At 71.8% G+C, this 26,267-nt stretch carries 26 protein-coding genes, 4 tRNA genes and 1 pseudogene; 20 read left to right on the forward strand and 11 right to left on the reverse strand.

Going from position 1 to position 26,267, the window contains the following annotated elements:
• Positions 1-5 precede the first annotated feature (5 nt).
• From EJV46_RS21035 to EJV46_RS21045, 3 genes are all read left to right on the forward strand, one after another.
• On the forward strand, positions 6-527 hold the full coding sequence (locus EJV46_RS21035) for a flavin reductase family protein (RefSeq protein ID WP_131550689.1): 522 nt from the start codon (positions 6-8) through the stop codon (positions 525-527).
• 127 nt (positions 528-654) lie between these two features.
• Positions 655-1,620, forward strand: coding sequence for a tripartite tricarboxylate transporter substrate binding protein (locus EJV46_RS21040; RefSeq protein WP_165585654.1), 966 nt, complete (start codon positions 655-657; stop codon positions 1,618-1,620).
• Positions 1,621-1,629: 9 nt separating this feature from the next.
• The gene (locus EJV46_RS21045) at positions 1,630-2,310 is read left to right on the forward strand and encodes a CoA ester lyase (RefSeq protein ID WP_131550691.1); all 681 of its coding nucleotides are present in this window, start codon (positions 1,630-1,632) and stop codon (positions 2,308-2,310) included.
• Between the two features lie 9 nt (positions 2,311-2,319).
• Here the strand turns inward: EJV46_RS21045 and EJV46_RS21050 are convergent, their stop codons facing one another.
• The gene (locus tag EJV46_RS21050) at positions 2,320-2,943 is read right to left on the reverse strand and encodes a MarR family winged helix-turn-helix transcriptional regulator (protein ID WP_131550692.1); all 624 of its coding nucleotides are present in this window, start codon (positions 2,941-2,943) and stop codon (positions 2,320-2,322) included.
• A gap of 365 nt (positions 2,944-3,308) precedes the next feature.
• Here EJV46_RS21050 and EJV46_RS21055 point away from each other — a divergent pair, with 365 nt between their 5' ends.
• Positions 3,309-5,780, forward strand: a complete 2,472-nt coding sequence (locus tag EJV46_RS21055; protein ID WP_131550693.1) for a PAS domain-containing sensor histidine kinase — start codon at positions 3,309-3,311, stop codon at positions 5,778-5,780.
• Positions 5,781-5,808: 28 nt separating this feature from the next.
• On the opposite strand, the gene EJV46_RS21060 is transcribed toward EJV46_RS21055, so the two are convergent.
• The gene (locus EJV46_RS21060; protein ID WP_131550694.1) at positions 5,809-6,147 is read right to left on the reverse strand and encodes a tripartite tricarboxylate transporter substrate binding protein; all 339 of its coding nucleotides are present in this window, start codon (positions 6,145-6,147) and stop codon (positions 5,809-5,811) included.
• Between EJV46_RS21060 and EJV46_RS23360 the strand changes: the two are divergent.
• A pseudogene (locus tag EJV46_RS23360) lies at positions 6,146-6,301 on the forward strand (LysR family transcriptional regulator); the annotation flags it as partial. The gene EJV46_RS21060 and the pseudogene EJV46_RS23360 overlap by 2 nt on opposite strands.
• Positions 6,302-6,332: 31 nt before the next feature.
• On the forward strand, positions 6,333-6,944 hold the full coding sequence (locus EJV46_RS21070; RefSeq protein WP_131550695.1) for a LysR substrate-binding domain-containing protein: 612 nt from the start codon (positions 6,333-6,335) through the stop codon (positions 6,942-6,944).
• 21 nt (positions 6,945-6,965) lie between these two features.
• Here the strand turns inward: EJV46_RS21070 and EJV46_RS21075 are convergent, their stop codons facing one another.
• Positions 6,966-8,225 carry an aminopeptidase gene (locus EJV46_RS21075; RefSeq protein ID WP_131550696.1) on the reverse strand — a complete coding sequence of 420 codons (1,260 nt, stop codon included), beginning with the start codon at positions 8,223-8,225 and terminating at the stop codon, positions 6,966-6,968.
• Between the two features lie 417 nt (positions 8,226-8,642).
• On the opposite strand from EJV46_RS21075, the gene EJV46_RS21080 reads away from it, so the two are divergent.
• Positions 8,643-9,038, forward strand: coding sequence for an invasion associated locus B family protein (locus tag EJV46_RS21080; RefSeq protein WP_131550697.1), 396 nt, complete (start codon positions 8,643-8,645; stop codon positions 9,036-9,038).
• 480 nt (positions 9,039-9,518) lie between these two features.
• Here the strand turns inward: EJV46_RS21080 and EJV46_RS21085 are convergent.
• Positions 9,519-9,609, reverse strand: a tRNA-Ser gene (locus tag EJV46_RS21085).
• 251 nt (positions 9,610-9,860) lie between these two features.
• Between EJV46_RS21085 and EJV46_RS21090 the strand changes: the two genes are divergently transcribed.
• From EJV46_RS21090 to EJV46_RS21115, 6 genes are all read left to right on the forward strand, one after another.
• The gene (locus EJV46_RS21090; RefSeq protein ID WP_131550698.1) at positions 9,861-10,466 is read left to right on the forward strand and encodes a sigma-70 family RNA polymerase sigma factor; all 606 of its coding nucleotides are present in this window, start codon (positions 9,861-9,863) and stop codon (positions 10,464-10,466) included.
• Positions 10,463-11,161: an NrsF family protein gene (locus tag EJV46_RS21095; RefSeq protein ID WP_131550699.1), complete on the forward strand. Its 699-nt coding sequence runs from the start codon at positions 10,463-10,465 to the stop codon at positions 11,159-11,161. The genes EJV46_RS21090 and EJV46_RS21095 overlap by 4 nt, the downstream gene beginning before the upstream one ends.
• A gap of 167 nt (positions 11,162-11,328) precedes the next feature.
• A complete protein-coding gene (locus tag EJV46_RS21100; RefSeq protein WP_131550700.1) occupies positions 11,329-12,318 on the forward strand; it encodes a tripartite tricarboxylate transporter substrate binding protein in 990 nt (329 codons plus the stop codon).
• Between the two features lie 14 nt (positions 12,319-12,332).
• Complete coding sequence (locus EJV46_RS21105; protein WP_131550701.1) at positions 12,333-12,923, forward strand: UdgX family uracil-DNA binding protein; 591 nt, start codon at positions 12,333-12,335, stop codon at positions 12,921-12,923.
• Positions 12,924-12,933: 10 nt separating this feature from the next.
• Positions 12,934-13,140, forward strand: coding sequence for a DUF2945 domain-containing protein (locus EJV46_RS21110; RefSeq protein ID WP_131550702.1), 207 nt, complete (start codon positions 12,934-12,936; stop codon positions 13,138-13,140).
• A 62-nt stretch (positions 13,141-13,202) separates the two neighbouring features.
• On the forward strand, positions 13,203-14,180 hold the full coding sequence (locus EJV46_RS21115) for a tripartite tricarboxylate transporter substrate binding protein (RefSeq protein WP_165585655.1): 978 nt from the start codon (positions 13,203-13,205) through the stop codon (positions 14,178-14,180).
• Between the two features lie 30 nt (positions 14,181-14,210).
• Here EJV46_RS21115 and EJV46_RS21120 read toward each other — a convergent pair whose 3' ends face one another.
• A complete protein-coding gene (locus EJV46_RS21120; RefSeq protein WP_131550704.1) occupies positions 14,211-15,266 on the reverse strand; it encodes an LLM class flavin-dependent oxidoreductase in 1,056 nt (351 codons plus the stop codon).
• A gap of 164 nt (positions 15,267-15,430) precedes the next feature.
• Complete coding sequence (locus EJV46_RS21125; protein ID WP_131550705.1) at positions 15,431-16,081, reverse strand: DUF4189 domain-containing protein; 651 nt, start codon at positions 16,079-16,081, stop codon at positions 15,431-15,433.
• A gap of 308 nt (positions 16,082-16,389) precedes the next feature.
• Here EJV46_RS21125 and EJV46_RS21130 point away from each other — a divergent pair, with 308 nt between their 5' ends.
• Positions 16,390-17,337, forward strand: a complete 948-nt coding sequence (locus EJV46_RS21130) for a tripartite tricarboxylate transporter substrate binding protein (RefSeq protein ID WP_165585656.1) — start codon at positions 16,390-16,392, stop codon at positions 17,335-17,337.
• Between the two features lie 55 nt (positions 17,338-17,392).
• Here EJV46_RS21130 and EJV46_RS21135 read toward each other — a convergent pair.
• A tRNA-Lys gene (locus EJV46_RS21135) sits at positions 17,393-17,468 on the reverse strand.
• 15 nt (positions 17,469-17,483) lie between these two features.
• Entirely contained in the window at positions 17,484-18,479 is a 996-nt protein-coding gene (locus EJV46_RS21140) for a lysine-2,3-aminomutase-like protein (RefSeq protein WP_240782686.1), read from the reverse strand.
• Between the two features lie 38 nt (positions 18,480-18,517).
• On the opposite strand from EJV46_RS21140, the gene epmA reads away from it, so the two are divergent.
• Together epmA and EJV46_RS21150 are read left to right on the forward strand one after the other, a co-directional pair.
• Positions 18,518-19,543: an EF-P lysine aminoacylase EpmA gene (gene epmA, locus EJV46_RS21145; RefSeq protein WP_131550708.1), complete on the forward strand. Its 1,026-nt coding sequence runs from the start codon at positions 18,518-18,520 to the stop codon at positions 19,541-19,543.
• A gap of 142 nt (positions 19,544-19,685) precedes the next feature.
• Positions 19,686-20,912 carry an MFS transporter gene (locus EJV46_RS21150; RefSeq protein ID WP_206020894.1) on the forward strand — a complete coding sequence of 409 codons (1,227 nt, stop codon included), beginning with the start codon at positions 19,686-19,688 and terminating at the stop codon, positions 20,910-20,912.
• 22 nt (positions 20,913-20,934) lie between these two features.
• On the opposite strand, the gene EJV46_RS21155 is transcribed toward EJV46_RS21150, so the two are convergent.
• From EJV46_RS21155 to EJV46_RS21165, 3 genes are all read right to left on the reverse strand, one after another.
• The gene (locus tag EJV46_RS21155; protein ID WP_131550709.1) at positions 20,935-21,894 is read right to left on the reverse strand and encodes an N-carbamoyl-D-amino-acid hydrolase; all 960 of its coding nucleotides are present in this window, start codon (positions 21,892-21,894) and stop codon (positions 20,935-20,937) included.
• A gap of 78 nt (positions 21,895-21,972) precedes the next feature.
• Complete coding sequence (locus EJV46_RS21160; protein ID WP_131550710.1) at positions 21,973-23,130, reverse strand: glycosyltransferase family 1 protein; 1,158 nt, start codon at positions 23,128-23,130, stop codon at positions 21,973-21,975.
• Positions 23,131-23,183: 53 nt separating this feature from the next.
• Positions 23,184-24,398 carry a capsule biosynthesis protein gene (locus EJV46_RS21165; protein WP_131550711.1) on the reverse strand — a complete coding sequence of 405 codons (1,215 nt, stop codon included), beginning with the start codon at positions 24,396-24,398 and terminating at the stop codon, positions 23,184-23,186.
• Between the two features lie 74 nt (positions 24,399-24,472).
• Between EJV46_RS21165 and EJV46_RS21170 the strand changes: the two genes are divergently transcribed.
• From EJV46_RS21170 to EJV46_RS21185, 4 genes are all read left to right on the forward strand, one after another.
• Positions 24,473-25,618 carry a phenylacetate--CoA ligase family protein gene (locus EJV46_RS21170; protein WP_131550712.1) on the forward strand — a complete coding sequence of 382 codons (1,146 nt, stop codon included), beginning with the start codon at positions 24,473-24,475 and terminating at the stop codon, positions 25,616-25,618.
• Between the two features lie 154 nt (positions 25,619-25,772).
• Positions 25,773-25,855, forward strand: a tRNA-Tyr gene (locus EJV46_RS21175).
• A 119-nt stretch (positions 25,856-25,974) separates the two neighbouring features.
• Positions 25,975-26,048: transfer RNA gene (locus tag EJV46_RS21180), tRNA-Gly, on the forward strand.
• 94 nt (positions 26,049-26,142) lie between these two features.
• A partial coding sequence (locus EJV46_RS21185) for a GTP-binding protein (RefSeq protein ID WP_240782352.1) occupies positions 26,143-26,267 on the forward strand: 125 nt, incomplete at its 3' end.

Here is a 26,267-nt window from a genome sequence, read left to right on the forward strand (position 1 = left end):
CGGCGATGCGACTCTCCCTGGAACGCGACACCCTGCCGGCCGTCGATCCCAAGGCGCTCCGCAACGCCTTCGGCCATTTCCCGACCGGCGTCTGCATCGTCGCGGCGACGCTGCCCAATGGCGAGCGCATCGGCGTGACGGTGAACTCCTTCACCTCCGTCTCGCTCGATCCGCCGCTGCTCCTGGTCTGCCTCGCCCGCTCGCTGCGCAGCCATGACGCGCTGGTCACGAGCGGCGGCTTCGCGATCACCGTGCTGCACGGCGAGCAGGCGCCCGTCTCGACCCGCTTCGCCTCCTCGGGCGCGGACAAGTGGCTCGACATGGAGGCGAGCGAGGGCGCGGCCGGCGGGCTGATCCTGAACCCGCACCTCGCCTGGTTCGACTGCGCGGCGCATGCCGCCCTGCCCGGCGGGGACCACACCATCCTGCTCGGCCGGGTGCTGCGCCACGGCACGGTGGAGCAGGCCGCGCCGCTGCTCTACTACCGCGGCGGCTATGCGGCGCTTGCCGCCGGCCGGACTGCCTAGCGGGCGCGCAACCGCTCCGCCGGTATGCAAGATAGCTTTGTAAAATCACTATGATCAGAAAAGAAGGCCTTCCCGGGCGGCGTGCGTCCTGCTTCTTTCGGCGCCTCGGATGGGTGGAGAATTCGGCATGACATCATCGCTGAGCCGGCGTGGACTCCTGGGCGGTGCGAGCCTCGCCCTGCTGGCGCCGCGGGCGCGCGCGCAGAGCTTTCCCGATCGCACGATCCGCCTCGTGGTCCCCTTCACCCCGGGCGGCACCAACGACCTGGTGGGCCGGCTGATCGCGACCCGCGTCGGCCAGACCATCGGCCAGCCCATGGTGGTGGACAATCGCGGCGGCGCGGGCGGCGAGATCGGCTCCGTCTTCGTCGCGCGCGCGGCGCCTGACGGCTACACCCTGCTCACCGGCTCCACGACCACCATCAGCATCAACCCGCTGATGAACCCGCAGCTCTCCTACAACCCCGAGCGCGACTTCCGGCCGCTCAGCTGGGTGGGCTACGTGCCGCTGGTCCTCTGCGTCCGGAACAGCCTCCCTGTCCGCAACCTGCAGGAGCTGGTCGTCCATATGAAGGCGACCCCCACGCCGCTCAGCTTTGGCAGCGGCGGCACGGGCGGGCCGCACTTCCTGGCGGGCGAGCGGTTGCGCTGCTCCAGCGGTACCGAGATCACGCATGTGCCCTATCGGGGCGGCGGCGCGGTCCATACCGATCTCGTGGCCGGCCATCTCGACGGCGCCTTCATCGAGCTCTCGGTTGCCTCCCCCTATATCCGCGAGGGGCGGATGCGCGCCATCGGCCTCGCCGCGCGCGAGCGGCACACGGGCTTTCCCGACCTGCCGACCCTCAGCGAGCAGGGCATTCCCAACTTCGAGATCACGTCCTGGTTCGGCCTCTACGCCCCGATCGCGACGCCTGATGCCATCGCGAAGCGACTCTCGGACGAGATCGTCGGCGCGCTGCGGGATCCGGAGGTGCGGTCTCGCCTGGAGGCGGCCGGTGCGACCGTGGTCGGGGGAGACGCCGCCGCCCTAGCGGAGCATATGGTGCGCGAGCGGGCCAAATGGTCCGAGCTGCTGAACCTGCGTTGCTAGGAGAGACCCGTGAGCTGCAAGCTGCTGATCACCGGCGGGCAGGAGGCGGTCTTCGAGCCGGCCTTCGCCTCGCATCCGGCCTCGGTCTGCCTCGACCTCGAGGACACCGTCCCGGACGAGCTGAAGCCGGCCACGCGCGCTTTGGTCCCCGGCTTCATCGCCCGCGCCCGCGCGGCGGGATGCAGCCCGGCGCTGCGCCTCAGCCCGCTCGGCACGCTGGACGGGCTGCGCGATGTGCTGCTGGTGCACGGGCTGGCGGAGCTGCCGGATTCCGTGGTGCTGACCAAGCTCGGCTCGGTCGCCGAGCTGCGGCTCTATGAGGAGCTGCTGCAGGGCCGCTGCGCGGCCATCGAGATCACCGCAATCATCGAATCGGCCGAGGGGCTGAACGCGGTGGAGGCCATCGCCACCGCCTCGCCGCGGCTGAAGGCGCTGTCCTTCGGCGGCAAGGACTTCTCGAAGCAGATGCGCATGAAGCGCGAATGGGAGCCTCTCTTCCATGCGCGCTCGCGTGCCGCGCATGCGGCGGCGCTCGCCGGCATCGGCATCTATGACGAGCCCTATCACCCGCGCGACGACCTGGAGGGGCTGCGCCTCCACTGCCTGCGCGTGAAGGCGATGGGCTTCACCGGCAAGTCGGCGACGGATCCTCGCCATGTGCCGGTGATCGACGCCGCCTTCGCGGAATAGGCCGGGGACCTACCCCGCGCGCCGCGCCGGCAGCTTGGCCGGCGTGCTCGCCCGCGCGTTCTCGGCGAGGTAGCGCTGCAGCGACAGGGCGCGCCCGCTCGAATCGATCAGCCGCTCGATGAGGTTGGACAGGGTCCGGAACTCCTCGGCGCTGATTCCCTCGAACTGCACGTCGTTCACCTGGCGCTGGGTCGGCGCCAGGGTGGCCAGGAGGTCGCGGCCCTGCCGCGCCACGGTGAGGCAGAGGCGCCGCCGGTCGGTCGGGTCCGTGCGCTTGGCCACGAGCCCCTTGGCCAGCAGCCGGTTCGTCACCGTGGTCACGAAGGCGCCGCTGAGATGCAGGTGCTCGGCCACGTCGCGCACGCTCACGTCGGATTCGGCCGAGAGATGCGCGATGGAGATCAGCACGGTGTACTCGATGCCGGCGAGGTCGATGAAGGCGCCGTGCCCCTCGCGGATCGCCTCGTGCCGGGCCAGGAAGCCGAAGAGGTTGTGCACCAGCCGGCGGAACTCGCGGTCCGAGCCCTGGGACAGCAGGATGGGCGACGAGACGGTCAGTTCGTAGCCTTCGCCGAGACCCGGTTTCGCCTTGGCCTCGGTCTTCGGCTTCCTCACGGCATTCGTCTTCTTCACACTAGGTTCCTGCCCTGGATGGAAGCCCGGATTACGCGCGCCGGGTCCGCGCCGTCAACAAGGCCGGAACCCGCGGCTTGTCTGGTCCTCCGGGCATTTGCCGTTTCGGAATAGCTTGGTGCGAGAGCTAGGTATCGGTGATATTAACGCGTCCGCCGTTCTGGCCGCGTGAAGTACATGCGGTCTCAACCAAGTCGGCAGGCGGGCCGATACCAGAAAAAATCCACCACGATCGGTGGCCTTGCCTCTCGGACATTGGAAATATTGTTCTATGTTCGCTGCCAGATGAAAGGTCCGCCAAGAAACATGCCGGCCGGCGCCCATCCGCCCCGCGACCGGACCGCGCCACGGCGTGTCGACCCGCCATGACCGCACCCGCCTTTCTCGCGGGTGGAGGCGCGCTCGGCGCGCTCATGCGCGCGCAGGACTGGTCCGCGACTGCCCTGGGCCCGTCGGAGAGCTGGCCGCAATCGCTGCGCTCGGCCGTGCGGATCATGCTCAGCACTGGCCATCCCATGGCCATCTACTGGGGGCCGAGCCTCATCAGCCTCTACAACGATGCCTTCCGCGACCTGATCGGATCCGAGCGCCACCCGCGATCGCTGGGCCGGCCGGCGCGCGAGGTCTGGACGGAGGTCTGGGACATCATCGGTCCGCAGATCGGGCAGGTGATGTCGGGCAGCGGCTCGGTCTGGCAGGAGAACGCGCTCGTTCCCATGCGCCGCGACGGCCGGCTCGCCGACAGCTACTGGACCTACGGCTACGATCCCATCGACGATCCGGAAGCACCCGGCGGCATAGGCGGCGTCCTGGTCATCTGCGCCGAGACAACGGCGACCGTTCTGGCCGAGCGCCGCAGGCAAGGCGAGGCCGAGCGGCAGCGGCGCATCTTCGACCAGGCGCCGGGCTTCATCTGCATCATGACGGGACCGGACCACGTCTACGAATACGTCAACAACGCGCATCGCGAGATCTTCAACAGCGGCGGCTGGATCGGAAAGCCGGCGCGCCAGGCCGGGGCCGACATCGGCACCCCGCAGCTCTTCGAGCTGCTCGACAACGTCTACGCCACCGGCGAGCGCTACGTCGCGCGATCGGCCGCCATCCGCTTCCGCCGCACGCCCGGCGAGCCCGAGCGGGAGGTCATCCTCGATGTCCTCTACGCCCCCATCACGGATGACGGCGGGCGCGTCACCGGCATCTTCTCCGAGGGCTTCGACGTCACCGGGCTGCGCGAGAACGAGCGACGGCTGCAGGAGCTGAACGAGACGCTGGAACGGCGCGTGCAGGAGGCGCTGGCCGGCCGGAAGCTCCTCGCCGACGTCGTCGAATCCACCGAGCTGTTCATCCAGGTGGCCGACCCCGGCTTCAACTGGCTGGCCATCAACCGGGCGAGCGCAAGGGAGTTCAAGCGCATCTTCGGCATCGCGCCGAAGGTGGGCGACAACATGCTGGAGGCGCTGCGGGCATTGCCCGAGCATCGCGAGGCGGTGCGCGCCGTCTGGTCCCGCGCGCTGACGGGTGACACCTTCACCGCCATCGGGCGCTTCGGGCATCCGGCCTACGACCAGCGCGACTACGAGATGCGCTTCAGCCCGCTGCGCGACCGCGAGGGCAAGGTCGTAGGCGCGTACCAGTTCGTCACCGACGTCACGGACAGGCTGCGCGACCAGGCGCGGCTCGCCGAGGCGGAGGAGCATCTGCGGCAGGCGCAGAAGATCGAGGCCATCGGCCAGCTCACCGGCGGCGTGGCGCACGATTTCAACAACCTGCTGCAGGTCATTTCCGGCGGGATCAGCCTCCTCGAGCTTGGCATCGAGGAGGAGCGCCGGCAGAGGGTCCTGGAGGGAATGCGCCAGGCGGCCGACCGGGGTGCCTCGCTGACGCGGCAGCTGCTGTCCTTCTCGCGGCGGCAGGCCCTGCGCTCCGAATCGGTCGACCTGCGGCGCCAGATCGAGGGCATGCGCGAACTGCTGGAACGCACGCTGCGCGGCGGGGGGCGCATCCGCCTGCACTTCGCGGCCGACCTCTGGTCGGCGATGGTGGATCCGGTGGAGCTGGAGCTGGCGGTGCTGAACCTCTGCGCCAATGCGCGCGACGCCATGCCGGCGGGCGGCACCATCATCATCAGCGGCGACAACGAGGCCGGGCTGGACCGGGACGGGCTCCGGGGCGATTTCGTGCGGCTCGCGGTGACCGACACGGGCGCCGGCATGTCCGAGGAGGTCCAGGCCCGCGCCTTCGAGCCCTTCTTCACCACCAAGGGTGTGGGCGAGGGCTCGGGGCTCGGCTTGCCGCAGGTCTACGGCTTCGCGCGGCAGTCGGGCGGCTCGGTCGCCATCGAGAGCATCCCGGGCCGCGGCACGACCGTGACGCTGCTGCTGCCCCGCGCGCAGACCGCGCCGGCCGCCTCCCCGCGCCACCTGCTGGACTTCCGGCGCACCGCGCAGGCGAGGGTGGGCGAGATGCTGCTGGTCGAGGATGACGACGAGGTGGCCGCGCTGGTCGCCGAGATGGCCCGTGGTCTCGGTTACGGCGTCACCCGGGCGGCGAGCGGGGAGGCGGCGCTGGGCGCGCTGGCCAATGGACGGCGGATCGATGTCGTCTTCTCCGACGTCATGATGCCGGGCGGGATGAACGGCATCGAGCTGGCGCGCGAGCTGCGGCGGCGGCGGCCCGACCTGCCGGTGCTGCTGACCTCCGGCTATGCCGCGGGGGTGCAGGGCCAGGCGGATGCGGACGGCATCGAGATCCTGCAGAAGCCGTATCGGATGAAGGACTTCGCCAAGGCCCTGGAGCGGCTGCTTTCCGGCGAAGGCGGCTCCGCGGCGACGTGAGGCATGCCGCGGGAGGCCGCCGCCCGCCTCAATCCGCCCGCGCGCCGGTCTCGCGGACCACCGCGCCCCGCCGCGCCGTCTCCTCCGCCATGAGCGCGGTGAGCGCGGCGGGCGTGGTCGAGGGCGCGATCGGCATGCCCTGCATCTCCAGCCAGCGCCGCAGCTCCGGCTGGTTGAGCGCGGCCTCGGTCGCCGCGCGGATCGCCTCCCGCGCCGGCGCGGGCGTCGCCACCGCGACCACGAGGCCGAAGAAGACGGAGGCGTCGTAGCCGGGCAGGGCCTGCTCGGCGACGGTCGGCACGTCCGGCAGCACGGCCGAGCGCGCCTCGGTCGTCACGCCGAGGGCGCGCTCGGCCCTCGCGCACATGCGGCAGCGCGGTCAGCACGTCGGTGAAGACCATGTGACCCGCGCCGCCGACGAGCTCTCGGTCACGCCCGGCGCCGTCAGCCGACAGATCCGGGCGCTGGAGGAGGGGTTGGGCGTCGCGCTCTTCCTCCGCTCGCCCGGCGGGCTGGTCCTGACCGGCCCGGGCAAGGCGCTGATGGCGGCCGATGCCGGTCTCGGTCGGCGCCTATGCGCTCTTCGCCAGCCGCTGGCTCATCCCGCGCTGGTGCCGTCTGCGCGAACGGCATCCCGAGCTGGAAATCGCGCTGACCACCAGCGCCGATCCTCTGGAGCTCCTGCCCGGACGCTTCGACGCGGTGATCGCGGTCGCGGAAGCCCGCCCGCGCCCCGGCTTCCGCGTCGATCCCCTCCTGCCCATCGAGATCATGCCGGTCTGCGCGCCCTCCCTGGTCGATCCCGGCGGCTTCCGCTGGGCCGGCAAGACGCTGCTGCACTCCCGCCAGCGCCCCCGCGACTGGGCGCGCTGGCTGGCTGCGCAGGGCATCTCCGGCATGGATGCGGAGGCCGGCCCCGCTTTCGAGAGCATCAGCCTCGCCGTCGACGCCGCGCGCGAGGGGCTCGGCGTGGCACTGGCCATTCGCGGGCTGATCGGGCCGGACCTCGCGGAGGGGCGGGTGGTCGTGCCGGCAGCCGGCCTCCGCCGCTCGACGTGCAGCTTCGTGCTGATGATGGAGACGGCGCGCCTCGGCGAGCCGTCCCTGCGCAGCTTCCGGGACTGGCTGCTGGAGGAGGCCGCCGAGGGTTGGGGTGGGCGGTAGGGCATGAAAGGCTCCGGCCCCTCAGCTCGCCCATTCTCCGGCACGCATGACGGGCTCGGACGTGCCGTCGGCCGCGATGCCGTCCACGTCGACCTGGGCCGAGCCGATCATCCAATCCACATGGATGAGGCTGCTATTGCCGCCGCGCGCGGCGAAGTCATCCTGGGTGATGGTGTCGCCATCGACGAAGCACTTCGAATAGGCCTGGCCGAGCGCGATATGGCTGGCGGCGTTCTCGTCGAACAACGTGTTCAGGAAGAGCAGCCCGCTCTGCGAGATCGGCGAGGAGGCCGGCACCAGCGCCACCTCGCCGAGCCGGCGCGCGCCCGCGTCGCTGCCGATCATGCGTTCCAGCACCTCCTGCCCCGTGCTGGCCGAGGCTTCGACGATGACGCCGCCCTCGAAGCGCACCCGGATGTCGCGGATCAGCGTGCCCTGATAGGCCAGCGGCTTGGTGGCCACGACGTGCCCCTGGGTGCGGGCGGCATGCGGCGTGGTGAAGACCTCTTCCGTCGGGAGGTTCGGATTGCCGGTGATGCCGTTGAGCGCGGTGGATTGCCCGCCCATCCAGGCATGCCCCTCCGCCAGGCCGACGGTGAGGTCCGTGCCCGGGCCGCGGAAGCGCAGCGCCGCATAGTTCCGCTCGGTCAGCCGCCGCCGGCGCGACATTAGCACGGCATTGTGCGCCTCCCAGGCCGCCAGGGGATCGGGCGTGTCCACCCGCGTCGCGGCGAAGATGGCGGCCCAGAGCTTCTCGACGGCTGCCGCCTCCGGCAGCTCCGGGAACATCGCCCGCGCCCAGGCGGGCGAGGCATAGGGGACGAGGCTCCAGTTGATGGCGGAGGTGGTGATGAGCTCGAGCGCCGGCCGGTAGGCCTGGGCGCGGGCGCGGTTGGCGCGGGCCACCAGGGCGGCATCCTGGCCGGCCAGCAGGCTCGGATCCTCGCCCACGATGGCGAGCCGGGCGGCACCGCGGCGGAAGGCCTCGGCCATGCCGTCGAAGAGCCAGGCGGGCGCGGTGTCGAAGGCCTCGGGCGATGCGTGCCGGAAGCGCGAGAGCGCCTGCTGGTCGTCGGAGAAGAGCGTCGTGACGAGGCTGGCGCCGGCCTTGTAGGCCGCATCGGTGATGAGGCGCGCCAGCGGCAGGGCGTCGATGGAGGCGGTCATGACCACTTCCTGTCCGGGCCGCAGGTTCAGGCCGACACGGACCGCGACATCCGCGAGGCGGGCGAGCGATTCGCGCGTGCCGGGAGGCGCTGGGGGTGTCGTGATCTGGTCCATGCGGGCGTTCTCCGAGGTGGCGATCCGTTCGGGGCCTAACCTGCCATGGACCACCCCCGGTCCGTAAGGCAGGCGGCCCCGCCCGAAGGGAGCGGCATCGCGGGCGGACGGGCATTCGCCTGGACATGATCCCTTTCCCGGAGCCGTGGTCGCGACGGCGAGCCGCTATTCCAAGCTTCCCAGATGGCAGAAAAAGACGGAATCTGAGGGACTTGCCGACGGCGCGTCCAGGCGGCGCCGGCTGGCCGATGCCGCACGGGCCGCTGCGGCGTGTTGCCAGGAGCCCCGGCCTTTTGTACCAGACCCCCCATGAGAGCAGTGATCCTGATCCCGGCCCTCGCGGCCCTTTTCGTCGTTCCGGCCTTGGCGCAGAACGGACCCCGGCCCCTCGGCGTTTTCGGACGCTGGTCCGCGGCCGTGAGCACGGAGAATGGCGAGAAGCTCTGCTACGCCTATGCCTCTCCCACGCGCATGAGCCACCGGCGCACCGACGTCTATCTCAGCGTGATGCACGGCCCGCAGGGGCGGAACCAGGTCGGCCTCACCTCGGGTTATCGCTACGCGCGCGGCGCCTCGGTGACTGCGACGGTCGGGCGGACGCGCCTTTCCTTCTACACGGACCGCGACATGGCCTTCGCCCGGAACGGCACGGCAGCCGTGGCGGCCTTCCGCTCCGGCTCCGAGGCGGTCTTGCAGGGGCCGCGTGCCGCCGGGCGGCCGCGAGGCACCGTCGTCGACACCTTCAGTCTGCGCGGCTTCACCGCCGCTCATGCGGCCATCAGCCGGGAATGCCCGCAGCGCCGGCGGCGCTGATCCGGGAGGGCGGATGGGGCCGGCACATCCGGCCATCCCCCGTGTACGGGTGCGTCCCGCGGGTCAGGGCGCGGATTGTCGATGAGCATCTGCCTCGGATGACCTCACGCGCGAAGCGTATCGGTGGTGAGGGCAGCCCGAAATCCTCTGTGTCGGCCAACCAAGACAATCTCCCCTGTCCGTTCTCCGCGAAATTTCCACGTCAACGGACGCGCAACAGAGCGCATTCACCCGCGCTTGCATGGAGGCTTTCCCGGCGCTTGCCGCATAGAGGCGGAGCAAGATCCCCCCATAATACCATGCCGCCGCGGGCGGGCTCCGGCAGACGCCAAGAACGATCCCACCGCAGTGTAGCCAATCGGCGTAGGAGGAACGCCAAACGGAAGGCGTTGCGCAGGCTGTTGCCTGTCTCCGCCGCAGGGTAGAGGGCCAGCGCCAACAAGAGCGAAAAGCGGCGTAGGGGAACGAAGTTCTGCGAAATGGCGGATGAGGTGGGATTCGAACCCACGATAGGCTTTTGACCTATACGCACTTTCCAGGCGCGCGCCATCGACCACTCGGCCACCCATCCAGCGCGGCCGTTTCCATAAGGGCACTGCCGCCCGGGGGCAAGCGCCACGTCGCGAAAATCCCGTCCTCAACCAAACCCGCTGGACGCGAGCAGGCCGCGGCGCGAACGTCACGCGTGACCGGCGGCAGGGTAACCTTCGCGCGCCGTCCATCGTAGAGGGGGAAGATGTCCGGCCCGCGTCGATCCTGGCCCCCAGGCGGGACATGCCATCCGCCCGCGCCCCGCCGCGGGGCGGCTTGTCGGGATGTGCGATGTCGCTGGCTGCCCTTTCCCTGTCCGGCCCGGCCCTCCGTCGCGTGAGCGAAGCGGAGGATCGTCCGGCGCGCGACGCCCGCTGGGCCGGCCTCATGCAGGCGGCCCAGGCCGGCAATTCCCGCGCCTACGAGACGCTGCTGCGCGAGTGCCTGCCCCTGCTGCGCGCCATCTGCCGCCAGCGCCTGCGCGAGCCTGCCGAGGTGGAGGACGCGGTGCAGGACACGCTGCTCACCCTTCATCGCGTGCGTCACACCTATGACCCCGCGCGCCCCTTCCGCCCCTGGATCGCGGCCATCGCTGACCGCCGCGCGCTGGACCGCCTGCGCGGCCTCGCGCGCCGGCGCGGCCGCGAGGCCGACCTCGACGCGGCCGAAAACCTGGGCGTGGCGGGCGATGCCGAGAAGCGCCTGCTCTCCTCGGATCTGCGGGCCGCGGTCAAGAACCTGCCCGAATCGCAGCGCGCCGCGCTGCAGCTCACCAAGATCGAGGCCCTCTCCCTGGCGGAGGCCAGCGAGCGCTCGCGCATGTCGATCGGCGCGCTGAAGGTCGCCACCCACCGCGCGGTGCAGTCGCTGCGGCGCAAGCTTGGGGGCGATCCATGACGGAGCCATCCGCCCCGCAGCGCTTTGGGCCGACCGAAGACTTGGTCTCGCGCCTCGCCTGCGGGCTGCGGCCCGTGCGCCGGCTGCCTTCGCCGCTTCTGCTGCTGGGGTTCTGGACGGGCTGCTGCCTCGGCGTGATCCTGCTGGCGCTCTGGATGCTGGGTATGCGGCACGACCTGCTGCGCGATGCCATGGGCCGCGTGGATCTGCTGCACATCCTCTCCGCCGGGTCGGTGGCGCTGCTCTCCGGATTCGCGGCCTTCCAGCTCGCACTCCCGGACCGGGACCGGCGCTGGGCGCTACTGCCGCTGCCGGCGGTGGCGGCCTGGCTCGCCACGATGGGCCTGGGCTGCGTCTCGGACGTGGCGCGGATGGGCTGGGCGGGGCTGCGGCCGGGCGTGAGCCTGCCCTGCCTCTTCTTCATCCTCGGTCTCGGCCTGCCGCTGGCGCTGGGGATCCTGTGGCTGACCCGGCATGCGGCGCTGCTGCGGCCGGCGCCGGTCGCGGCGCTCGGCGGGCTCTCGGCCGCGGCCTTCGCGAGCATCGGGCTGACCCTGGTGCACGAGCTGCAGGCGACAGCCATGGTGCTGGTCTGGCACGGGATCGCGGTCGCGGCCGTGACGGCGATGGGCGCGCTGCTCGGCCCCCGGCTCATGCGCCGGGCCGGCCACGCGGATTCGTCCCGGTCGGGCTGAGAGCCCCGAGGGGGAGCGCCGGCGGCTGCCCAGGAAGCGGCCGGCCACGGGAAAGCTGCCGCATTCCCGCCCATCCGGTGCCTGGCAAGGTCTGGCGCGGCGCCCGGATCTCTTGGCGAAGCGTCGCGCCCGCGCTGGAATGGCCGCCTCCTTATGAGGAATTCGCCATGCCCATGTCCCGCCGCGCGGCCCTCGCCGGCCTGGCCGCCGCCCCGCTGCTCAGCCCGTCGATCCTCCAGGCCCAGGGTAGCGCGGCCCCCTGGCCCACGCGCCCGCTGCGCCTGGTGATTCCCTTCCCGCCGGGCGGCGCCTCCGATCTGCTGGGGCGACTCATGGCCGAGCGAATCGGCGCCTTCCTCGGCCAGCCGGTCGTGGTCGAGAATCGCGGCGGCGCCGGCGGCCTCGTCGCCGCCGAATACTGCGCCCGCCAGCCCGGCGACGGCTACACGCTGTTCCAGGGCACGCAGGCCACGCAGGTCTTCAACAAGCACCTATACCACCGCCTCAACTACGATCCGGACCGGGACTTCACGCCGCTCGGCACCATCGCCTCCGTGGCCTATGTGCTCTCGGTGAACCCGCAGGTCCCGGCGAGCAACGTCGCCGAGCTCATCGCCCATGCCCGCGCCCATCCCGGCCGCGTGAACTACGGCTCCTCCGGCATGGGCAGCGGCATGCACCTCGCCACCCATATCTTCGCGCAGATCGCCGGCGGCGACATGGTGCATGTGCCCTATCGCGGCGCCGGCCCGGCCGTGACGGCGCTGGTCGCGGGCGAGATCCAGCTCATGGTGGACCTCGTGCCCAATTGCCTGCCGCTGGTGCGCGCGGGCTCGCTGAAGGCCTTCGCCGTGGGCCTGCCCGAGCGGACCCCGCTGCTGCCCGAGACGCCCACCTTCGGCGAATTCGGCATTGCCGATTTCGACATCCCCTCTTGGTTCATGATGGTCGCGACCGGCAGCCCGCCGCCGGAGGTCACGGTGCGCCTCGCCGCGGCGGTGGATGCGGCGGTGACGGACGCCACCTTCGCCGACCGGCTGGCCGCCGTGGCCGCGGCGCCGATGCGGACGCCGCGCGCGCAGCTTCCGGCCTTCCTCGCCCAGGAGAATGCGCGATGGACGCAAATCGTCCGCAGCGCCAACGTGAAGCTGGACTGACGCGTTAGGCAGGCATGGACCTGCTCGCGCCGCACAGCCTCGAGGAGCTGAACCGCCTGATCGCGGAAGCGCCGCCCCTGGTGCCCGGTGCCACCCAAGCGGTGCTGGGCGAAGGGCCCATCGGCGCCGCCATCGCCCTCGTCGGCGAGCAGCCGGGCGACCAGGAGGATCTCCAGGGCCGGCCCTTCGTTGGCCCGGCCGGGCAGCTCCTGCGAAGCGCGATGCGCGAGGCCGGCATCGACGACGCGCAGGCCTATGTCACCAATGCCGTGAAGCACTTCAAGTTCGAGCAGCGCGGCAAGCGCCGCATCCATGCCAGGCCCTCGACGGGGGAGGTCGCCCATTACCGCTGGTGGCTGAACCTCGAGCTCGACTTCGTGGACCCGCGCCTCGTGGTCGCCCTGGGCGCGACGGCGGCGCTGGCGCTGGCGGGAAAGCCGGTCCCGGTGACGAAGGCGCGCGGCGAGACGCGCTTCGGCCAGCGGCGCGGATACATCACCGTCCATCCCTCCATGCTGCTGCGTATTCCCGACGCCGAGGGCAGGAGGGAGGCCCATGCCGCCTTCCTCGCGGACCTGAAGCGAGTTCGCCAACTCGTGAACTGAGGAGACCGCCATGAAGCAGCCCAAGGCCGGCGACCATGTCCGCTGGGACACCTCGCAGGGGGAAACCTCCGGCACCGTCATGCGCAAGCTGACGCGCGAGACGCGCATCAAGGGCCATGTCGCCAGGCCGACGCCGGAGGAGCCGCAATTCCTCGTGAAGAGCGACAGGACCGGCGCCGAGGCTGCGCACAAGCCCGGGGAGCTGAAGAAGGGCTGACCCGTCTTGTCCTCGCGCGCCGGATGGCGAGACTGCGCGCCAACGAAACGCGAGGACACGCCATGACGCTCCGCACCACCCGCCGCCTGCTGCTCGCCGCGCCCGCTTTGGCCCTGCCCGCCGCCGCCCGCGCCCAGCCCGCATGGCCGACGCGGCCCATCACCATCCTCGTGCCCAACCCGCCCGGCGGCGGCAGCGACTTCGCGGCGCGGCTCTTCGTCGAGGGGCTGACCCAGGCGCTCGGCCAGCCCGTCGTCATCGACAACCGCCCGGGCGCGAACGGCAACATCGCGATCCAGGCCGCGGTGCGCGCCGCGCCCGACGGCTACACCCTGCTCATGCAGTATTCCGGCTATCATGCCGGCAATCCGGCCATGATGCGCAACCTGACCTGGGATCCGGTGCGCGACCTGCAGCCCCTCGGCATGGGCACCATGGCGCCGCATGTCATCCTGGCCGCCCCCAACCTGCCGGCCAACACGCTCCAGGAGTTCATCGCCTATGTCCGCGCCAATCCGGGCCGCGTGAACTTCGCCTCCTCCGGCAATGGCTCGATCCAGCACATCGCCGGCGAGGTGCTGGCGCGGCAGATCGGCGCGCAGATGGTGCACGTGCCCTATCGCGGCGCGGCGCCGGCGCTGCAGGACGTGGCCGGCGGGCGCGTCGAGATTTTCATCACCACGCCCTCCTCGGCGATCGGCCTCGTCCAGGGCGGCCAGGTGAAGGCGCTGGCCATGGCGAGCGCGCAGCGCAGCCCCGGCCTGCCCAATGTCCCCACCACCGCCGAGGCCGGCCTGCCCAGCTTCACCATCGACGCCTGGTTCGCCTTCTTCGGGCCCACAGGCGTGCCGCAGCCCATCCGGGAGCGGCTCAACGGCGAGCTGCGCCGGCTGGCGCAGGATCCGGGCGTCCGGCGCCGCGCGGAGGAGGGCGGCGCGCAGGTGGTGCCCATGACCATCCCGGAGCTCGACGCGCTGGCAAAGCGGGAGATCGAGCAGCTCGGCAACGTCATCCGCGGCGCCAACATCACGCTGGAGTGAGGCGCGGCCCTCGATGAGGTCGAGCCCGCCTCAGGCGGCCTTCGCCCGGTTCACCCGCGGCATCACCTCTTCCGCGAAGCGCCGCATCTCGGCCTCGAAGGGCTGGAACTGCAGCATGAAGGTCTCGATGCCGGCCTCATGGAAGCGCTTCAGGCGCTCGGCCACCTGGTCGTAGGTGCCGACGAGCCCCGCCGCCGTGCCGCCATTGGTGCCGACCCGGGCCGACTTCGCCATGGTCTGCTTCATCACCACGGCCTTGTCGGTGTGCACCGCCATCTTGGCCAGCTGCGGCTTGTCCAGCTCGGCCAGCGCCGCCAGGCGCTCATAGGCCGCCTGCGCCTCGGCTTCGGTCCTGCGGGCGATGACAAAGGCGGAGAGCCCGTAGCGCAGCGGCTGGTCCCTGCGCGGCCGGCGCGCGAGATCGGCGATCAGCGCCTTCACATCCTCGATCGGCTGGCCGTTGATGAACCACACGTCGCCCTGCGCCGCCGCCAGCGCGCGCGCCGGCTCGGATTCGCCGCCGATGTAGATGCGCGGGCCGGGGCGCGTCGCGGCCTTGGGCACGATCTGCGCGCCCTGCACCTCGAAATGCGGGCCCTTGTGGTTCACGAGCTCGCCGCGCATCAGCGGCGCGACGACGGAGAGCCATTCGTCGCCCAGCGTGTAGCGCGCATCGTGCTCGGGGAAGGGCAGGCCGGCCTTGTCCATCTCGGCCTTGTTCCAGGCGTTCACCAGGTTGATGGCGAAGCGCCCGCCGCTGATCTCCTCGATCTGCAGCGCCATCTTGGCGAGGACGACGGGATTGTAGAGCAGCGGCTTGATGGCCGCGATGATCTCGATCCGGCTCGTCAGCGCGGCCAGCGCGGCGGAGCCCGTCCAGGCTTCCAACTCGCCCAGCGCCGGGTTGTGCGGGTTGAAGGTGTGCTGCGCGACCAGGGTGCTGTCGAATCCCAGCCGCTCGGCCTCCAGGACGAGGTTCCTGTTGCGCTCCCAGCAGGCGTCGAAGGGCTCCTCCGGATCCTGGCGCGCGGCGCGGCTGCCATGGACCAGCGCCCAGATGCCGAAGCGGGGAGGAAAGTTCGTCATGGAAGTGGCTCCCGGAAATCCTGCGCCTGCGCGCCTGCCGCCAGGGAACCACCATTCGGCGGGAGCGGGAACCCGCTCCGAGAATCCTTATCAGGACTGATTGCGGCATTCGGCGATCGCGTCGGCCTTGCGGTGCAAACCGGGCGGCCGGAAGATCGGTCAGTTCAGTCGGGCGCGCCGCACTGCGAGGCGACGATGCGGCAGGTGCCCTGCGGGCCCTTCGAGCGGCATTCGGCGATCGCGTCGGCCTCGGCGGCGGCCCGGTTGCCGGCGGAGCCGCCGCTCACGGAGGTGACCGTGTAGGTGTTCGGATCGGAGGTCATGAAGAGCGCCCCCTGGGCCCGGCGCACGCCCTGGGCCACGGCGCCGCAGGCCTGGGTGAACTCGGCGATGACCCGGCAGCCCGGGCCGCCGGCGGAGCACCGCCGCTCCGCGGTGCGGAGGGCCGCCAGGCGGTCGCCGTCGCCGATGATCATGCCGAAGGCGCCCGAGGGCGCGCGGGCGGCGAAGATGACGCCGTAGATGCCCTGGGGCATCGTCACCGCCTCCACCGGCCGGCCGACGCCGCTGAAGGGCTGCGCCTGGGGGCGAGCCTCCTGCCGCGCCATCGTCGCGGCCAGGCCGCCACCGCAGCGGATGAAGCAGGCCTGGGCGGCGGCCGGGACGGCGCCGGGGCGCGAGGCCTGGACGCGGCAGGCCTCCCGGCAGGATTGCGCGGCCGCGGCGGAACGGGCCTGGTTTTCGAGCGCCGGCGGCGCCGCGAGGGCCGGGCCGGCGGCGAGGAGCATGATGGCGGTGAGCAGGATGCGGCGCATGTGAATCTCCCAGGGCCGGGCTTCGGTGGCGGCGCTTTTGCGGCCCGCGCGTCGCCGGCCGATCGCGCCGCGCCACGGCCTTTGTCGCGCGCGTCACGCGGTGCGCGCGGAGCCGGATGTCCCTGCTGGCTGCCCCGGGCGCGCTGGGCCTCGCGGGCCGGACCTGCCGGAGCCGCCCAGTTTGATGTGGCCGGGCCCCTCCCGCCGCGATAGGCTCTCGCCAAAGAAGCGGCGCCGCCCCGGCAAAGGGCACAGCCCGCCGCACAGGGAGAAGAAGCTCCATGCCTCGAGGACCGTCCCGGAGAGCCTTGCTGGCCGCGCTCCCGGTGGCTGGGCTGCCCGCCCTGCCGCGCATCGCCCGCGCGGCCTGGCCGGAGCGCCCGATCCGCATCATCGTCACCTTTCCCGGCGGCACCCAGACCGACATCCTGACGCGGCTCTATTCCGCCCAGCTCTCGCAGCGGCTGGGCCAGCCGGTGGTCATCGACAACCGCGGCGGCGGCCAGGGGCAGATCGGCATCCGCGCCGCGCTCTCCGCGCCCGCCGACGGGCATACGCTCGTGATGGTCGGCGTCAGCACCGGGGCCAGCGCGCCGCATATGATCAAGGACCTCAGCTACGACCCGCGGCGCGACCTCGTGCCCATCTCGATGATCGCCGAGGCCCCCTATCTCTTCGCCTGCGACCCCCGCCTGCCGGTGCACAGCCTCCCCGAGCTGATCGCCTATGCGAAGGCGCGGCCCGGCCAGCTCAATTTCGGCCATGGCGCGCCGAGCCGGCAGATCGTCGGCCTGCTGATGGCGCGGCAGGCCGGGATCGAGGTGGTGGACGTCGCCTATCGCGGCCAGCCCGAGGCGCTGAACGACACGATCAGCGGCCGGCTCAGCTTCACCATCTCCGACCTCGGCGACGCGCTGGTGCAGGCGCGGGAGGGGCGCGTGCGGGCGCTGGCCGTCTCCACCGCCACACGCTCGGCGCTGGCCCCGGAGATTCCGCCCGTCGCCGACACGCTGCCCGGCTTCTCGATGTCCGTCTGGTTCATGCTGGCCGGCGCGGCCGGCACGCCGCCGGAGGTGGTGCGGCGACTGAACGGGGAGCTCGCCACCATCCTGGCCGATCCGGAGCTGCGCGCGAGGCTCGCGCCGCAGGGGCTGGAGGTGCGCAGCCTGGAGCCGGCAAGGCTCGCCGAGTTCCTGGCCGACGAGATCGAGAACTGGGGACGCGTGGTGCGGACCCTGGGGATCACGCCGCAATAGGGGGGTGATGCCGGCGCGGACCGCCGATTCGCGGGTGACGGGCCCGGAGGGAAAATGGTGGGCGTTGTAGGGCTCGAACCTACGACCCGCTGATTAAGAGTCAGCTGCTCTACCAACTGAGCTAAACGCCCGCCGAGGCGCGGTTTCTACCGATCCTGCGGCGCTTGTCCAGCCCCCGGGGCGATGGCTGCCATGCCGAGCGGAAATTTTCCGCCGCCGGCGGGGCGTTCCTGCACGTAGGCCGGCCAGGCGAGCCCCGTCACGCGGCCGCGCAACCCGCGCAAAAGCGCCAATCCTTCCTCGACCGGCACGTGGAATCGCGCGGTGCCGGGGGCCGGATCGAGCTGATGCAGGTAATAGGGCTTCACCCGGTGCCGCAGCATCGCGCGGAAGAGATCCTCCAGCGCCGATTCGCTGTCGTTCACGCCGCGCAGCAGCACCGACTGGCCGAGCAGCACCACCCCCGCGCCGTGCAGCGTGCGCAGCGCCGCCTCCGATTCGGCGGAGAACTCGGCCGCGTGGTTGGCATGGACGCAGAGGTAGAGCGGCCGCTCCAGCGTCAGCGCCCGCAGCATGGCCGCGTCGATCCGCCCGGGATCGGCGACCGGCACGCGCGAATGGATGCGCAGGGTCTCCAGATGCGGGATGGCCGCCAGCCGCGCCAGGAGCCGCTCCAGCCGGCGCGGCGAGAGCATCAGCGGGTCGCCGCCGGTCAGGATGGCTTCGCGGACCTGCGGGGTGCGCTCGAACCAGTCCAGCGCGGCGTCCAGCTCCGCCTCGGAGAGCAGCCCGCCATCCGGCCCCACGGCCTCGCGCCGGAAGCAGAAGCGGCAATAGACCGGGCAGGCCAGCAGCGGCTTCAGCAGCGCGCGGTCCGGGTAGCGGTGGACCACGCCCTTGATCGGCGTGAAGGGCGCGTCGGCCGTCGGGTCGTCGAGCTCGTGGGGGGCGGTGACCAGTTCCTCCGGCTCGGGGAGGTACTGGCGGGCGAGGGGGGCGCCGTGCTCGCGGATCAGCCGGCCTGCCAGCGGCGTGACCGAGATGGAATAGCGCCGCGCGACCGCGTCGATCGCCGGCACGGCATCGCGCGCGATCAGGCCGGCTTCGGCCAGATCCCCGGCGGATCGGAGGGTGCGTTGCATGGCGGGGCAGGCTCTGCCCTGATAAGCCCCGGGATGCAATGCCGAACCCATCGCCCCCCTGGCATCCCGATAGCCTCGCCACGCGCCTGCCCTTCCTGGAGGCCCGCAGCCGTCTGACCGCCGGGACGCGGCGGTGGTTCGCCGCCCGCGGCTATCGCGAGGTGGAGACGCCCTGCCTCGTCCCCGCCCCGGGCATGGAGGTGCATCTGCGCGGATTCTCGGCCGAATTCGACCCGCATCTGGGCCAGGGCGAGCGCCGCAAGCTCTGGCTGCGCACCTCGCCGGAGCTGGCGCTGAAGCGGCTGCTGGTGGGCGGCGCCGGGCCGGTCTTCGAGCTGGCGCGGGTCTGGCGCAATGGCGAGATCGGCAGCCGCCACGCGCCCGAATTCACCATGCTGGAATGGTACTGCCCGGGCCTCGCCCTCGACGGGCTCATGGACGAGGCGGAGGCGCTGCTGCGCCATCTCTGCCCGCGCCGGGTGGCGCATGAGGGGGTGACGACCGATCTCGCTCTGCCCTTCGAGCGCATCACCGTCGCCGAGGCCTTCCACAAATGGGTGGGCCTGGATGTGCTGGCCTCCATCCGGGAGGACGGCACGGGGGACGGCGCGGCGCTCGGCGCGCGCGGCGACGAGAGCTGGGAGGAGGCCTTCTTCCGCCTCCTGCTGGAGCACGTGGAGCCGCGCCTCGGCCGCGAGCGCGCCAGCTTCCTCACCCATTGGCCGGCGCCCCAGGCGGCCCTGGCCCGGCGCGACCCGGCCGATCCCCGCGTGGCGCTGCGCTTCGAGCTCTTCGCCGGCGGGATCGAGCTGGCCAATGCCTTCGACGAGCTGACCGACTCCGGGGAGCAGGCCGCCCGCTTCGCCCATGACGTGGCCGAGCGCGAGCGGCTCTACGGCGCGGAGAATTCCTGGCCGGTGGATGCCGATTTCCTGGCCGCGCTCACGCAGGGGATGCCCGCGGGCTCCGGTATCGCCTTGGGCTTCGACCGGCTGGCGATGCTGGCGGGCGGGGCGCGGCGGATCGAGGACGTTCTCTGGCTCGGCGGGTTCCCGTATCTCTAGCCCGCGCCCATCGTCCGGCAGGTGCCCGAGCCTGTAAGATCCGGCCGCGCCGCCCTCCCGCGACGCGACGGACGCGACAATCCCCCGCCTCCGCGCCGCGCGCCCCGTGGCATAGAGCGGCCACCGAACGGAGAAGCCTCCGATGCGCGTTCCCATGGTGCCCGCGGCACACCCCGCCTATCGCTGGATCGTCGTGGCCTCGGCCGCCGCCATGCTCGCCGTGGTCATGGGGCAGCTCGTCAACGGGCTTTCCGCCTTCTTCATCCCGCTGGAGCAGGAGTTCGGCTGGTCGCGCGGCCAGATCGCGCTGATCAACACGATCGGGCTGGTGGGCGTGGCCCTGGGCGGGATCGTCATGGGCCGCGTGGCCGACCGCGCCGGTATCCGCACCGTCTGCCTGACCGCCGCGCTGGCGGTGGGCCTCTGCGTGAGCGCGGCCGCCTGGGCGGACCGGCTCTGGCAGTTCTACCTGCTCTTCTTCCTGGCCGGGGCGCTCGGCGCGGGCGCGCTCTTCGGGCCGGTCATCGCCGCTGTCGGCAACTGGTTCCCGGCCGGGGCCGGGCTGGCCATCGGCATCGCCTCGGCGGGCCAGGCGATCGGGCAGGGCGGGGTGCCCTTCGTCGCGGCCTTCCTCATCGAGGCCCTAGGCTGGCGGGGCGCGATGCTGGCGCTCGGGCTGGCCTCGCTGGCCGCGCTGCTGCCCCTGGCGCTGGCGATGCGCGAGCCGCCGCCGGCTGCCCCGGCGGCGACACCACGCCAGGCCGCCACGGCCGCGGCGCCGGTCCCGGACCTGCCGCCGGGGCTGGTGCTCGTGACGCTGAGCGCGGCGGTGCTCTTCTGCTGCACCTGCATGGCCGTGCCGCTCATGCATCTGGTGCCGCTGATCCAGGGCTACTGCATCTCGGGCTCGGATGCGGGCGGGGTGCTCTTCGTCATGCTCATCGCCGCCATCGCCGGCCGCGTGGCCTTCGGCAAGCTGGCCGACATGATCGGGCCGATCGGCGCCTATCTGACCGCCTCGCTCTGGCAGACGGTGGGCGTCTTCACCTTCACCCAGATCCGCGACCTTTCGATGTTCTACCTCTTCGCGCCCATCTACGGCTTCGGCTATGCCGGCGTCATGACCGGGGTGCTGGTCACGGCGCGCGCCCTGGTCCCCGCGCGGCACCGCGCCATGCACATGGGCATCATCCTGGCCTTCGGCTGGCTCGGCCATGCGCTGGGCGGCTACCAGGGCGGGCTCTTCTTCGACCTCACGGGCAGCTACACCGTCAGCTATGCCAATGCCGCCGTGGCGGGGCTCGTCAACCTGCTGATCGTCGGCTCCCTACTGACCGCCGTCCGGCACCGGGCACCGGCGCCCGCGTGATCCGCGCGAGCCCGCCGAAGCGTCAGGCCGGCGTCCAGCTCTTCGGCGGCTCGCTGCCCACCTGCTCCAGGATGCGCCCATAGGCCTCCGGGCGCCGGTGCGCGGCGAAGTTGAAGATGGTGGTCCGGCCGAGCGTGCAGGCGTCGAGGTCGCAATCGGCCGTGATCAGCTCGTCGCCCCAGGTGGTGGCCTGGGCCATGATCTCGCCCGAGGGGTTCACGATGATCGAATGGCCGAAGAGCTCGTGCCCGTCCTCGGTGCCGCCCTTGGCCGTGCCCACGCCGAAGCAGGCATTCTGGTAGCAGCCCGAGCGGATCGAGAGATGCGAGTGCTCGACGCGCAGGTGGTGCGCCTCGAAGCCGCGATTGTCCATGTTGAGGCTGGGCGTGTTGTAGCCGAGCATCACGACCTCGACCTGCTGCAGCCCCATGACGCGCCAGGCCTCGGGCCAGCGGCGGTCGTTGCAGATCATCATGCCGATATTGGCCTCCTGCGTGCCGAGCGGCGTGCGGATGACCGGGAAGCCGAGGTTGCCCACCTCGAAGTAGCGCTTCTCCAAGTGCTGCACCTTGCGGATCGGGTCGTACTCCTTGTGCCCGGGCAGGTGGACCTTGCGGTACTTCAGCACGACCTCGCCCGAGGGATGGACGTAGATCGCGGTATTGTAGCGGTGGCCGTCCGGCGTCTTCTCGGCATAGCCGAGGTGGAAGCCGATCCCGTACTTCTTCGCGGCCTCGAAGAGCGGCGCCGTCTCGTTGGAGGGCATCGCATGCTCGTACCAGTTGTCGGCCTTGGAGATGTCCTCCTCGTACCAGCGCGGGAAGAAGGTGGTCAGCGCCAGCTCGGGGAAGACCACGACCTCGACGCCGCGCCGATGAGCGCGCTCCATGAGGCGCACCATGCGGCCGACGGCGACGTCGCGCCCTTCGGCCTTCTGGATGGGGCCGAGCTGGGCGGCGGCGAGGGTGACGAGGCGGGGCATGGTCCTGGCTCCGGAAGTTGTGCGGGGCGCAGGATCGCGGGGGAGATGGCGCGGCGCAAGGCGCGGCCAGGAATCCCGCTACGCGAGCGTGGTGATCGCCCGCTCGACGGCCGCGAAATGCGCCTCCCAGCTCGGCGGATGCCAGCCCGGGATCCGCGCCAGCTGCGCGGCGCGGCGTGGGCTGTCCGGCTCGGCATAGTCCAGGATCGCCTCGCGCCAGCCGGGTCCGTCCAGCGGATCGACGAAATCCGGCACGCCATCGCCCAGCTCGCGCAGGGAGGGGATGTCCGAGCAGATGGCCGGCACGCCCATGGTCAGCGCCTCGGCCAGCGGGATGCCGTAGCCCTCGACGAAGGTGGGGAAGAGCAGGGCGCAGGCGCCGCGCAGCAGGGCGGCGGTCTGTCCGTCGTCCAGGCGCCCGGCTTCCTCGACCTGGCCGCGGAAGGCGGTGTGGCGGTCGAGCAGGCGGCAGGCCGCCTCCGATTCCCAGCCGCGCCGGCCGATGATGACCAGCCGCGGACCCTTCGGCATCTCCCGCCAGAGGTTGAGCAGCAGCAGGTGGTTCTTGCGCGGCTCGATGGTGCCGAGCGTGACGAAATAGGGCTCGGCCGGCGGCGCGATCGCGCCCGGCGGGCAGGCGGCGATATCCGTGCCGAAGCGGACGAGGTGCATCGGCGGCAGCGTCCGGCCCGGATGCAGCGCGGCCAGCGTGTCGCCCGTGGCGCGGGAGCTGATCAGCACGGCGTCGGCCAGTTCCAGGATGGTCTCGATCCGCTTTGGATGGCGCTCGATCTGCTTCCGGCTGGTGAATTCCGGATGGGTGATGGGGATGAGGTCGTGCAGCATCGGCAGGAAGCGCGCGCCCTCCGCCTTCAGCGCGGCGATCGGCGCGGCCTCGTGCAGCCCGGCATGCGAGACGATGATGAAGACGCGGCCCGGCGCGGCGGCGATCCGGCGGGTGAGCCGCGTGCGGCCGACGGCGCCGGCCAGCGCGGCATAGCCGGCGCCGGCCAGGGCCTTGGCCTCAGCCCGCGAATCCTTCAGCAGGGCCGCGACGAGGCCGAGGGCGAGGTCGCGCGGGAGCTCGGTGTAGAAGCCCCAGGGGCTCTGGCCCGTGAAGCTGCAGGCACGGCCGGCAAAATGCCGCGCATAGGCGAGCTCGACCCGGTCGATCCCGGCGGCGATGCCGCGCCAGCCCGCGGCCAGCAGCCGGGAGAGATCGAGAATGACGTGCAATCACCGGCCTTTTGGGAGCTGTCGCGCGCTTTTCCGGGCCGCGTTCCGCCCTGTCAATCACCGGGATCGTTCACCAGCCCGTGGTGCAGCCGGTGGACGGTCGCGGCGACGGCTGCATCGAGGCCGGGCCGGGCGTAATAGGTGCCGCGGACATGCAGGGCCGCGCCGAGGAGGCGCAGGAAGGCCTCGGCCAGGGCCGGGTCCGGGGGAGGCGCGCCGCGCCAGAACTCGCCGGGCGGGCCTTCGAAGGCCAGGCCGGGGATGCGGTAGATCGCCTGGCCCAGCGCCAGCACCGGCCGCCCCAGCGTCAGGGCCTGCAGGGCGGCCGTGCTGTTCACCGTCACCAGGCCGCGCGCCGCCGCCAGCATCGGCTCCAGCGCGCCGGCGCCGAGGAAGGCCACGCGGCCTGCGATCCCGGCCGCCTCGGCCATCCGCCGGATGCGGCGCGGCCAGTTCTTCAGCCCGGGGTCGAGCGGGTGGAGCTTGACGGCCAGCTGCGCCTCCGGCGGCGCATGGGCGGCGAAGGACCGCATGGCCTCGGCGATCGGGGTGTCCATGTCCGGATAGGGCGAATAGGCGCGGATGGAATAGTCGTTCTCCATCTGCATGGCGAAGAGGAAGACCGGCCCCCGCGCGGCGGCCTGGGCGAAACCGGCCGCGGAACGGCGGGCCTCGCCGCGCTGGCGGAGCAGCCGCCAGCCCATGCCGGGATAGACCAGCAGCGGATGGTGCAGCGTGGCCCGGCGGTAGTGCGGGAAGGGCCAGGGCAGCAGGTTGGACAGGTGGTAAGCCATGTCCCAGAGGGCCCGCCGCCGGAAGCTGTCCTGGTGGAGCACCCGCGTGTCGAGCGGCGGCAGGTCGGCGGCGCGGCGCAGGATCTCCGCCGGATCGCGCGGGAAGCGGCTTTCGCCGTTCATGCCGTCGCGCTCGACGACCAGCCAGTCGGGCCGGAGATAGCCGAAATCCGTGACAGTGACGGCGACGCCGAGCGGGCGGGCGGCGGCGATGGCCGGGCGGTGATAGGGGCGCTGCTCGCCCAGCAGGACCAGATCGGTGATGGCGTGCTCCGCGAGAAAGCCGGCGACGAAGCCGGGCCAGTCCCCGAAGCGGCCGCGATACGCCGTGGCGCCCGGCTCCCGCCAGAACAGCCGGTCCCCCAGGCAGAGGTCGATGCGATGGACCTCGTGGCCCAACGCCCGCAGCCCGCGGCCCACCTCCGCCGCGTAGGGCGAGGTCGGGCCCTGCAGGAAGAGGAAGCGGCGCGGCATGTCGCCCTGGGATAGACCGGCTTGCGGTGGGTTGGAATGCGTGTCCGACTCCGCTCCAAAGAGGAGGAACGGGAATGGCCAATCTGGCGGAGACCTCGCTGGCGGAGACCTTGCGGGCGGCCCTGGCCCTGCCGGGCTGGGCGGCGCATCTGGGCGGCGTGGATCCGGCGGTGGCGCGGCTCGCCGACCTGCCGGTGCTTCGGAAATCCGGACTGCCGGCGATGCAGAAGGGGGCGCCGCCCTTTGCCGGCTTCGCGCCCGGCCCGGCCGGCTTCGCCCGGCTCTTCGCCTCGCCTGGGCCGATCTTCGAGGGCATGCCGGACCGCCCCGATCCCTGGCGCTTCGCCCCGGCGCTGCGCGAGGCGGGAATCGGCCCCGGCACGATCCTGCTCAACTGCCTCGCCTATCACCTGACGCCGGGCGGCTTCATTTTCGACTCGGCGGCCCGCAGCCTGGGCGCCGCGGTGATCCCGGGCGGGCCGGGGAACACCGAGGCGCTGCTGCATGTGCTCGAGGCCTATCGCCCCACCGCCTATGCGGGCACGCCCGACTTCCTGAAGATCCTGCTGGAGGCCGCCGGCAAGGCCGGGCTGGACGCCAGCTGCCTGACCCGCGCGGTGGTCTCCGGCGCCGCCTTCCCGCCCTCGCTGCGCGACTGGGTGGCCGGGCGCGGCATCGCCGCCATCGAGGCCTATGGCACGGCCGAGCTCGGCCTGGTCGCCCACACCACGGCGGACGGCGCGGCGGGCATGGCGGTGGCGCCCGGAATCCTCCTGGAAATCGTCTGTCCCGGCACCGGCGAGCCTCTTCCCGAGGGCGAGGTGGGCGAGGTGGTCGTCACCATCCCGGACCCCGCGCATCCCATCCTGCGCTTCTCCCCGGGCGACATGTCCGCCTTCCTGCCCGGCGCGACGCGAATCCGAGGCTGGATGGGCCGCGCCGATCAGACCGCCAAGGTGAAGGGCATGTTCGTGCGTCCCGAGCAGGTCGCCGCCATCTCCCGCGCGCATCCCGCGCTCGGTCGGCTGCGGCTGGTCATCACGCGCGAAGGGGAGGTCGACGCCATGTGCCTCCTGGCCGAGGCCGAGGACGCATCGATGGCGGCGCCGCTGGCGGCGACGCTGCACGCCGCCACCGGCCTGCGCGGCCGCGTGGAGCTCCGCCCGCGCGGCAGCCTCCCCACCGACGGCCGCGTCATCGCCGACGAACGGCCGCTGTGACGTCTCCGGGCGATCGGCTTTCATGCCGTGCGAGGGAGGGGAGGCGCGCCTCGCACGGCACGGCCGATCTGGCGCCTGATTGACAGCACGACGCGAAAACGCTTGAACGCGCCGGCTTCCATCGGACGGGTGAGCGCGAGCGCGCCCGAACTGAGGAGGGGTGCCCGAGTGGCTAAAGGGGACGGACTGTAAATCCGTTGGCTTGCGCCTACGCTGGTTCGAATCCAGCCCCCTCCATATTCCCCGGTGGCAGCGGGCCCCGTCGCGCCGCGGCGAGGCTCCTGACGGCGTCCCGGCCTGGACCGAAATCCAGGGCGATCAGGCGCGGAACTATGGTAGCGATAATCCGCCTCGGCGCGGGTGTAGCTCAATGGTAGAGCACCAGCCTTCCAAGCTGGCTACGGGGGTTCGATTCCCCTCACCCGCTCCAATCTCCACGGAGATGGGGGGTGGTGCTCCCATGGTGCTGCCTCCCGCCAAGCGCGGCTTCTGGAACGATCAATTCTCGGAGCGGGACCCTAGCGATGGCCAAGGCGAAGTTTGAGCGGAACAAGCCGCACTGCAACATTGGGACGATCGGCCATGTGGACCATGGCAAGACGTCGTTGACGGCGGCGATCACGAAGGTGCTGGCGAAGTCGGGCGGCGC

This window comes from Roseococcus sp. SYP-B2431 (assembly GCF_004336745.1).
In the GTDB taxonomy this organism is placed as follows: Bacteria; Pseudomonadota; Alphaproteobacteria; order Acetobacterales; family Acetobacteraceae; genus Roseococcus.

What these genes read in the sequence shown, in the direction of transcription:
- EJV46_RS21035 (WP_131550689.1), top strand. Translation starts at nt 6, where the DNA reads ATGCGACTCTCCCTGGAACGCGACACCCTGCCGGCCGTCGATCCCAAG.
- EJV46_RS21040 (WP_165585654.1), top strand. Translation starts at nt 655, where the DNA reads ATGACATCATCGCTGAGCCGGCGTGGACTCCTGGGCGGTGCGAGCCTC.
- EJV46_RS21055 (WP_131550693.1), top strand. Translation starts at nt 3,309, where the DNA reads ATGACCGCACCCGCCTTTCTCGCGGGTGGAGGCGCGCTCGGCGCGCTC.
- EJV46_RS21060 (WP_131550694.1), bottom strand. Translation starts at nt 6,147, where the DNA reads ATGTGCGCGAGGGCCGAGCGCGCCCTCGGCGTGACGACCGAGGCGCGC.
- EJV46_RS21070 (WP_131550695.1), top strand. Translation starts at nt 6,333, where the DNA reads ATGCCGGTCTCGGTCGGCGCCTATGCGCTCTTCGCCAGCCGCTGGCTC.
- EJV46_RS21075 (WP_131550696.1), bottom strand. Translation starts at nt 8,225, where the DNA reads ATGGACCAGATCACGACACCCCCAGCGCCTCCCGGCACGCGCGAATCG.
- EJV46_RS21090 (WP_131550698.1), top strand. Translation starts at nt 9,861, where the DNA reads ATGTCGCTGGCTGCCCTTTCCCTGTCCGGCCCGGCCCTCCGTCGCGTG.
- EJV46_RS21095 (WP_131550699.1), top strand. Translation starts at nt 10,463, where the DNA reads ATGACGGAGCCATCCGCCCCGCAGCGCTTTGGGCCGACCGAAGACTTG.
- EJV46_RS21100 (WP_131550700.1), top strand. Translation starts at nt 11,329, where the DNA reads ATGCCCATGTCCCGCCGCGCGGCCCTCGCCGGCCTGGCCGCCGCCCCG.
- EJV46_RS21105 (WP_131550701.1), top strand. Translation starts at nt 12,333, where the DNA reads ATGGACCTGCTCGCGCCGCACAGCCTCGAGGAGCTGAACCGCCTGATC.
- EJV46_RS21110 (WP_131550702.1), top strand. Translation starts at nt 12,934, where the DNA reads ATGAAGCAGCCCAAGGCCGGCGACCATGTCCGCTGGGACACCTCGCAG.
- EJV46_RS21115 (WP_165585655.1), top strand. Translation starts at nt 13,203, where the DNA reads ATGACGCTCCGCACCACCCGCCGCCTGCTGCTCGCCGCGCCCGCTTTG.
- EJV46_RS21120 (WP_131550704.1), bottom strand. Translation starts at nt 15,266, where the DNA reads ATGACGAACTTTCCTCCCCGCTTCGGCATCTGGGCGCTGGTCCATGGC.
- EJV46_RS21125 (WP_131550705.1), bottom strand. Translation starts at nt 16,081, where the DNA reads ATGCGCCGCATCCTGCTCACCGCCATCATGCTCCTCGCCGCCGGCCCG.
- EJV46_RS21140 (WP_240782686.1), bottom strand. Translation starts at nt 18,479, where the DNA reads ATGCAACGCACCCTCCGATCCGCCGGGGATCTGGCCGAAGCCGGCCTG.
- epmA (WP_131550708.1), top strand. Translation starts at nt 18,518, where the DNA reads ATGCCGAACCCATCGCCCCCCTGGCATCCCGATAGCCTCGCCACGCGC.
- EJV46_RS21150 (WP_206020894.1), top strand. Translation starts at nt 19,686, where the DNA reads ATGCGCGTTCCCATGGTGCCCGCGGCACACCCCGCCTATCGCTGGATC.
- EJV46_RS21155 (WP_131550709.1), bottom strand. Translation starts at nt 21,894, where the DNA reads ATGCCCCGCCTCGTCACCCTCGCCGCCGCCCAGCTCGGCCCCATCCAG.
- EJV46_RS21165 (WP_131550711.1), bottom strand. Translation starts at nt 24,398, where the DNA reads ATGCCGCGCCGCTTCCTCTTCCTGCAGGGCCCGACCTCGCCCTACGCG.
- EJV46_RS21170 (WP_131550712.1), top strand. Translation starts at nt 24,473, where the DNA reads ATGGCCAATCTGGCGGAGACCTCGCTGGCGGAGACCTTGCGGGCGGCC.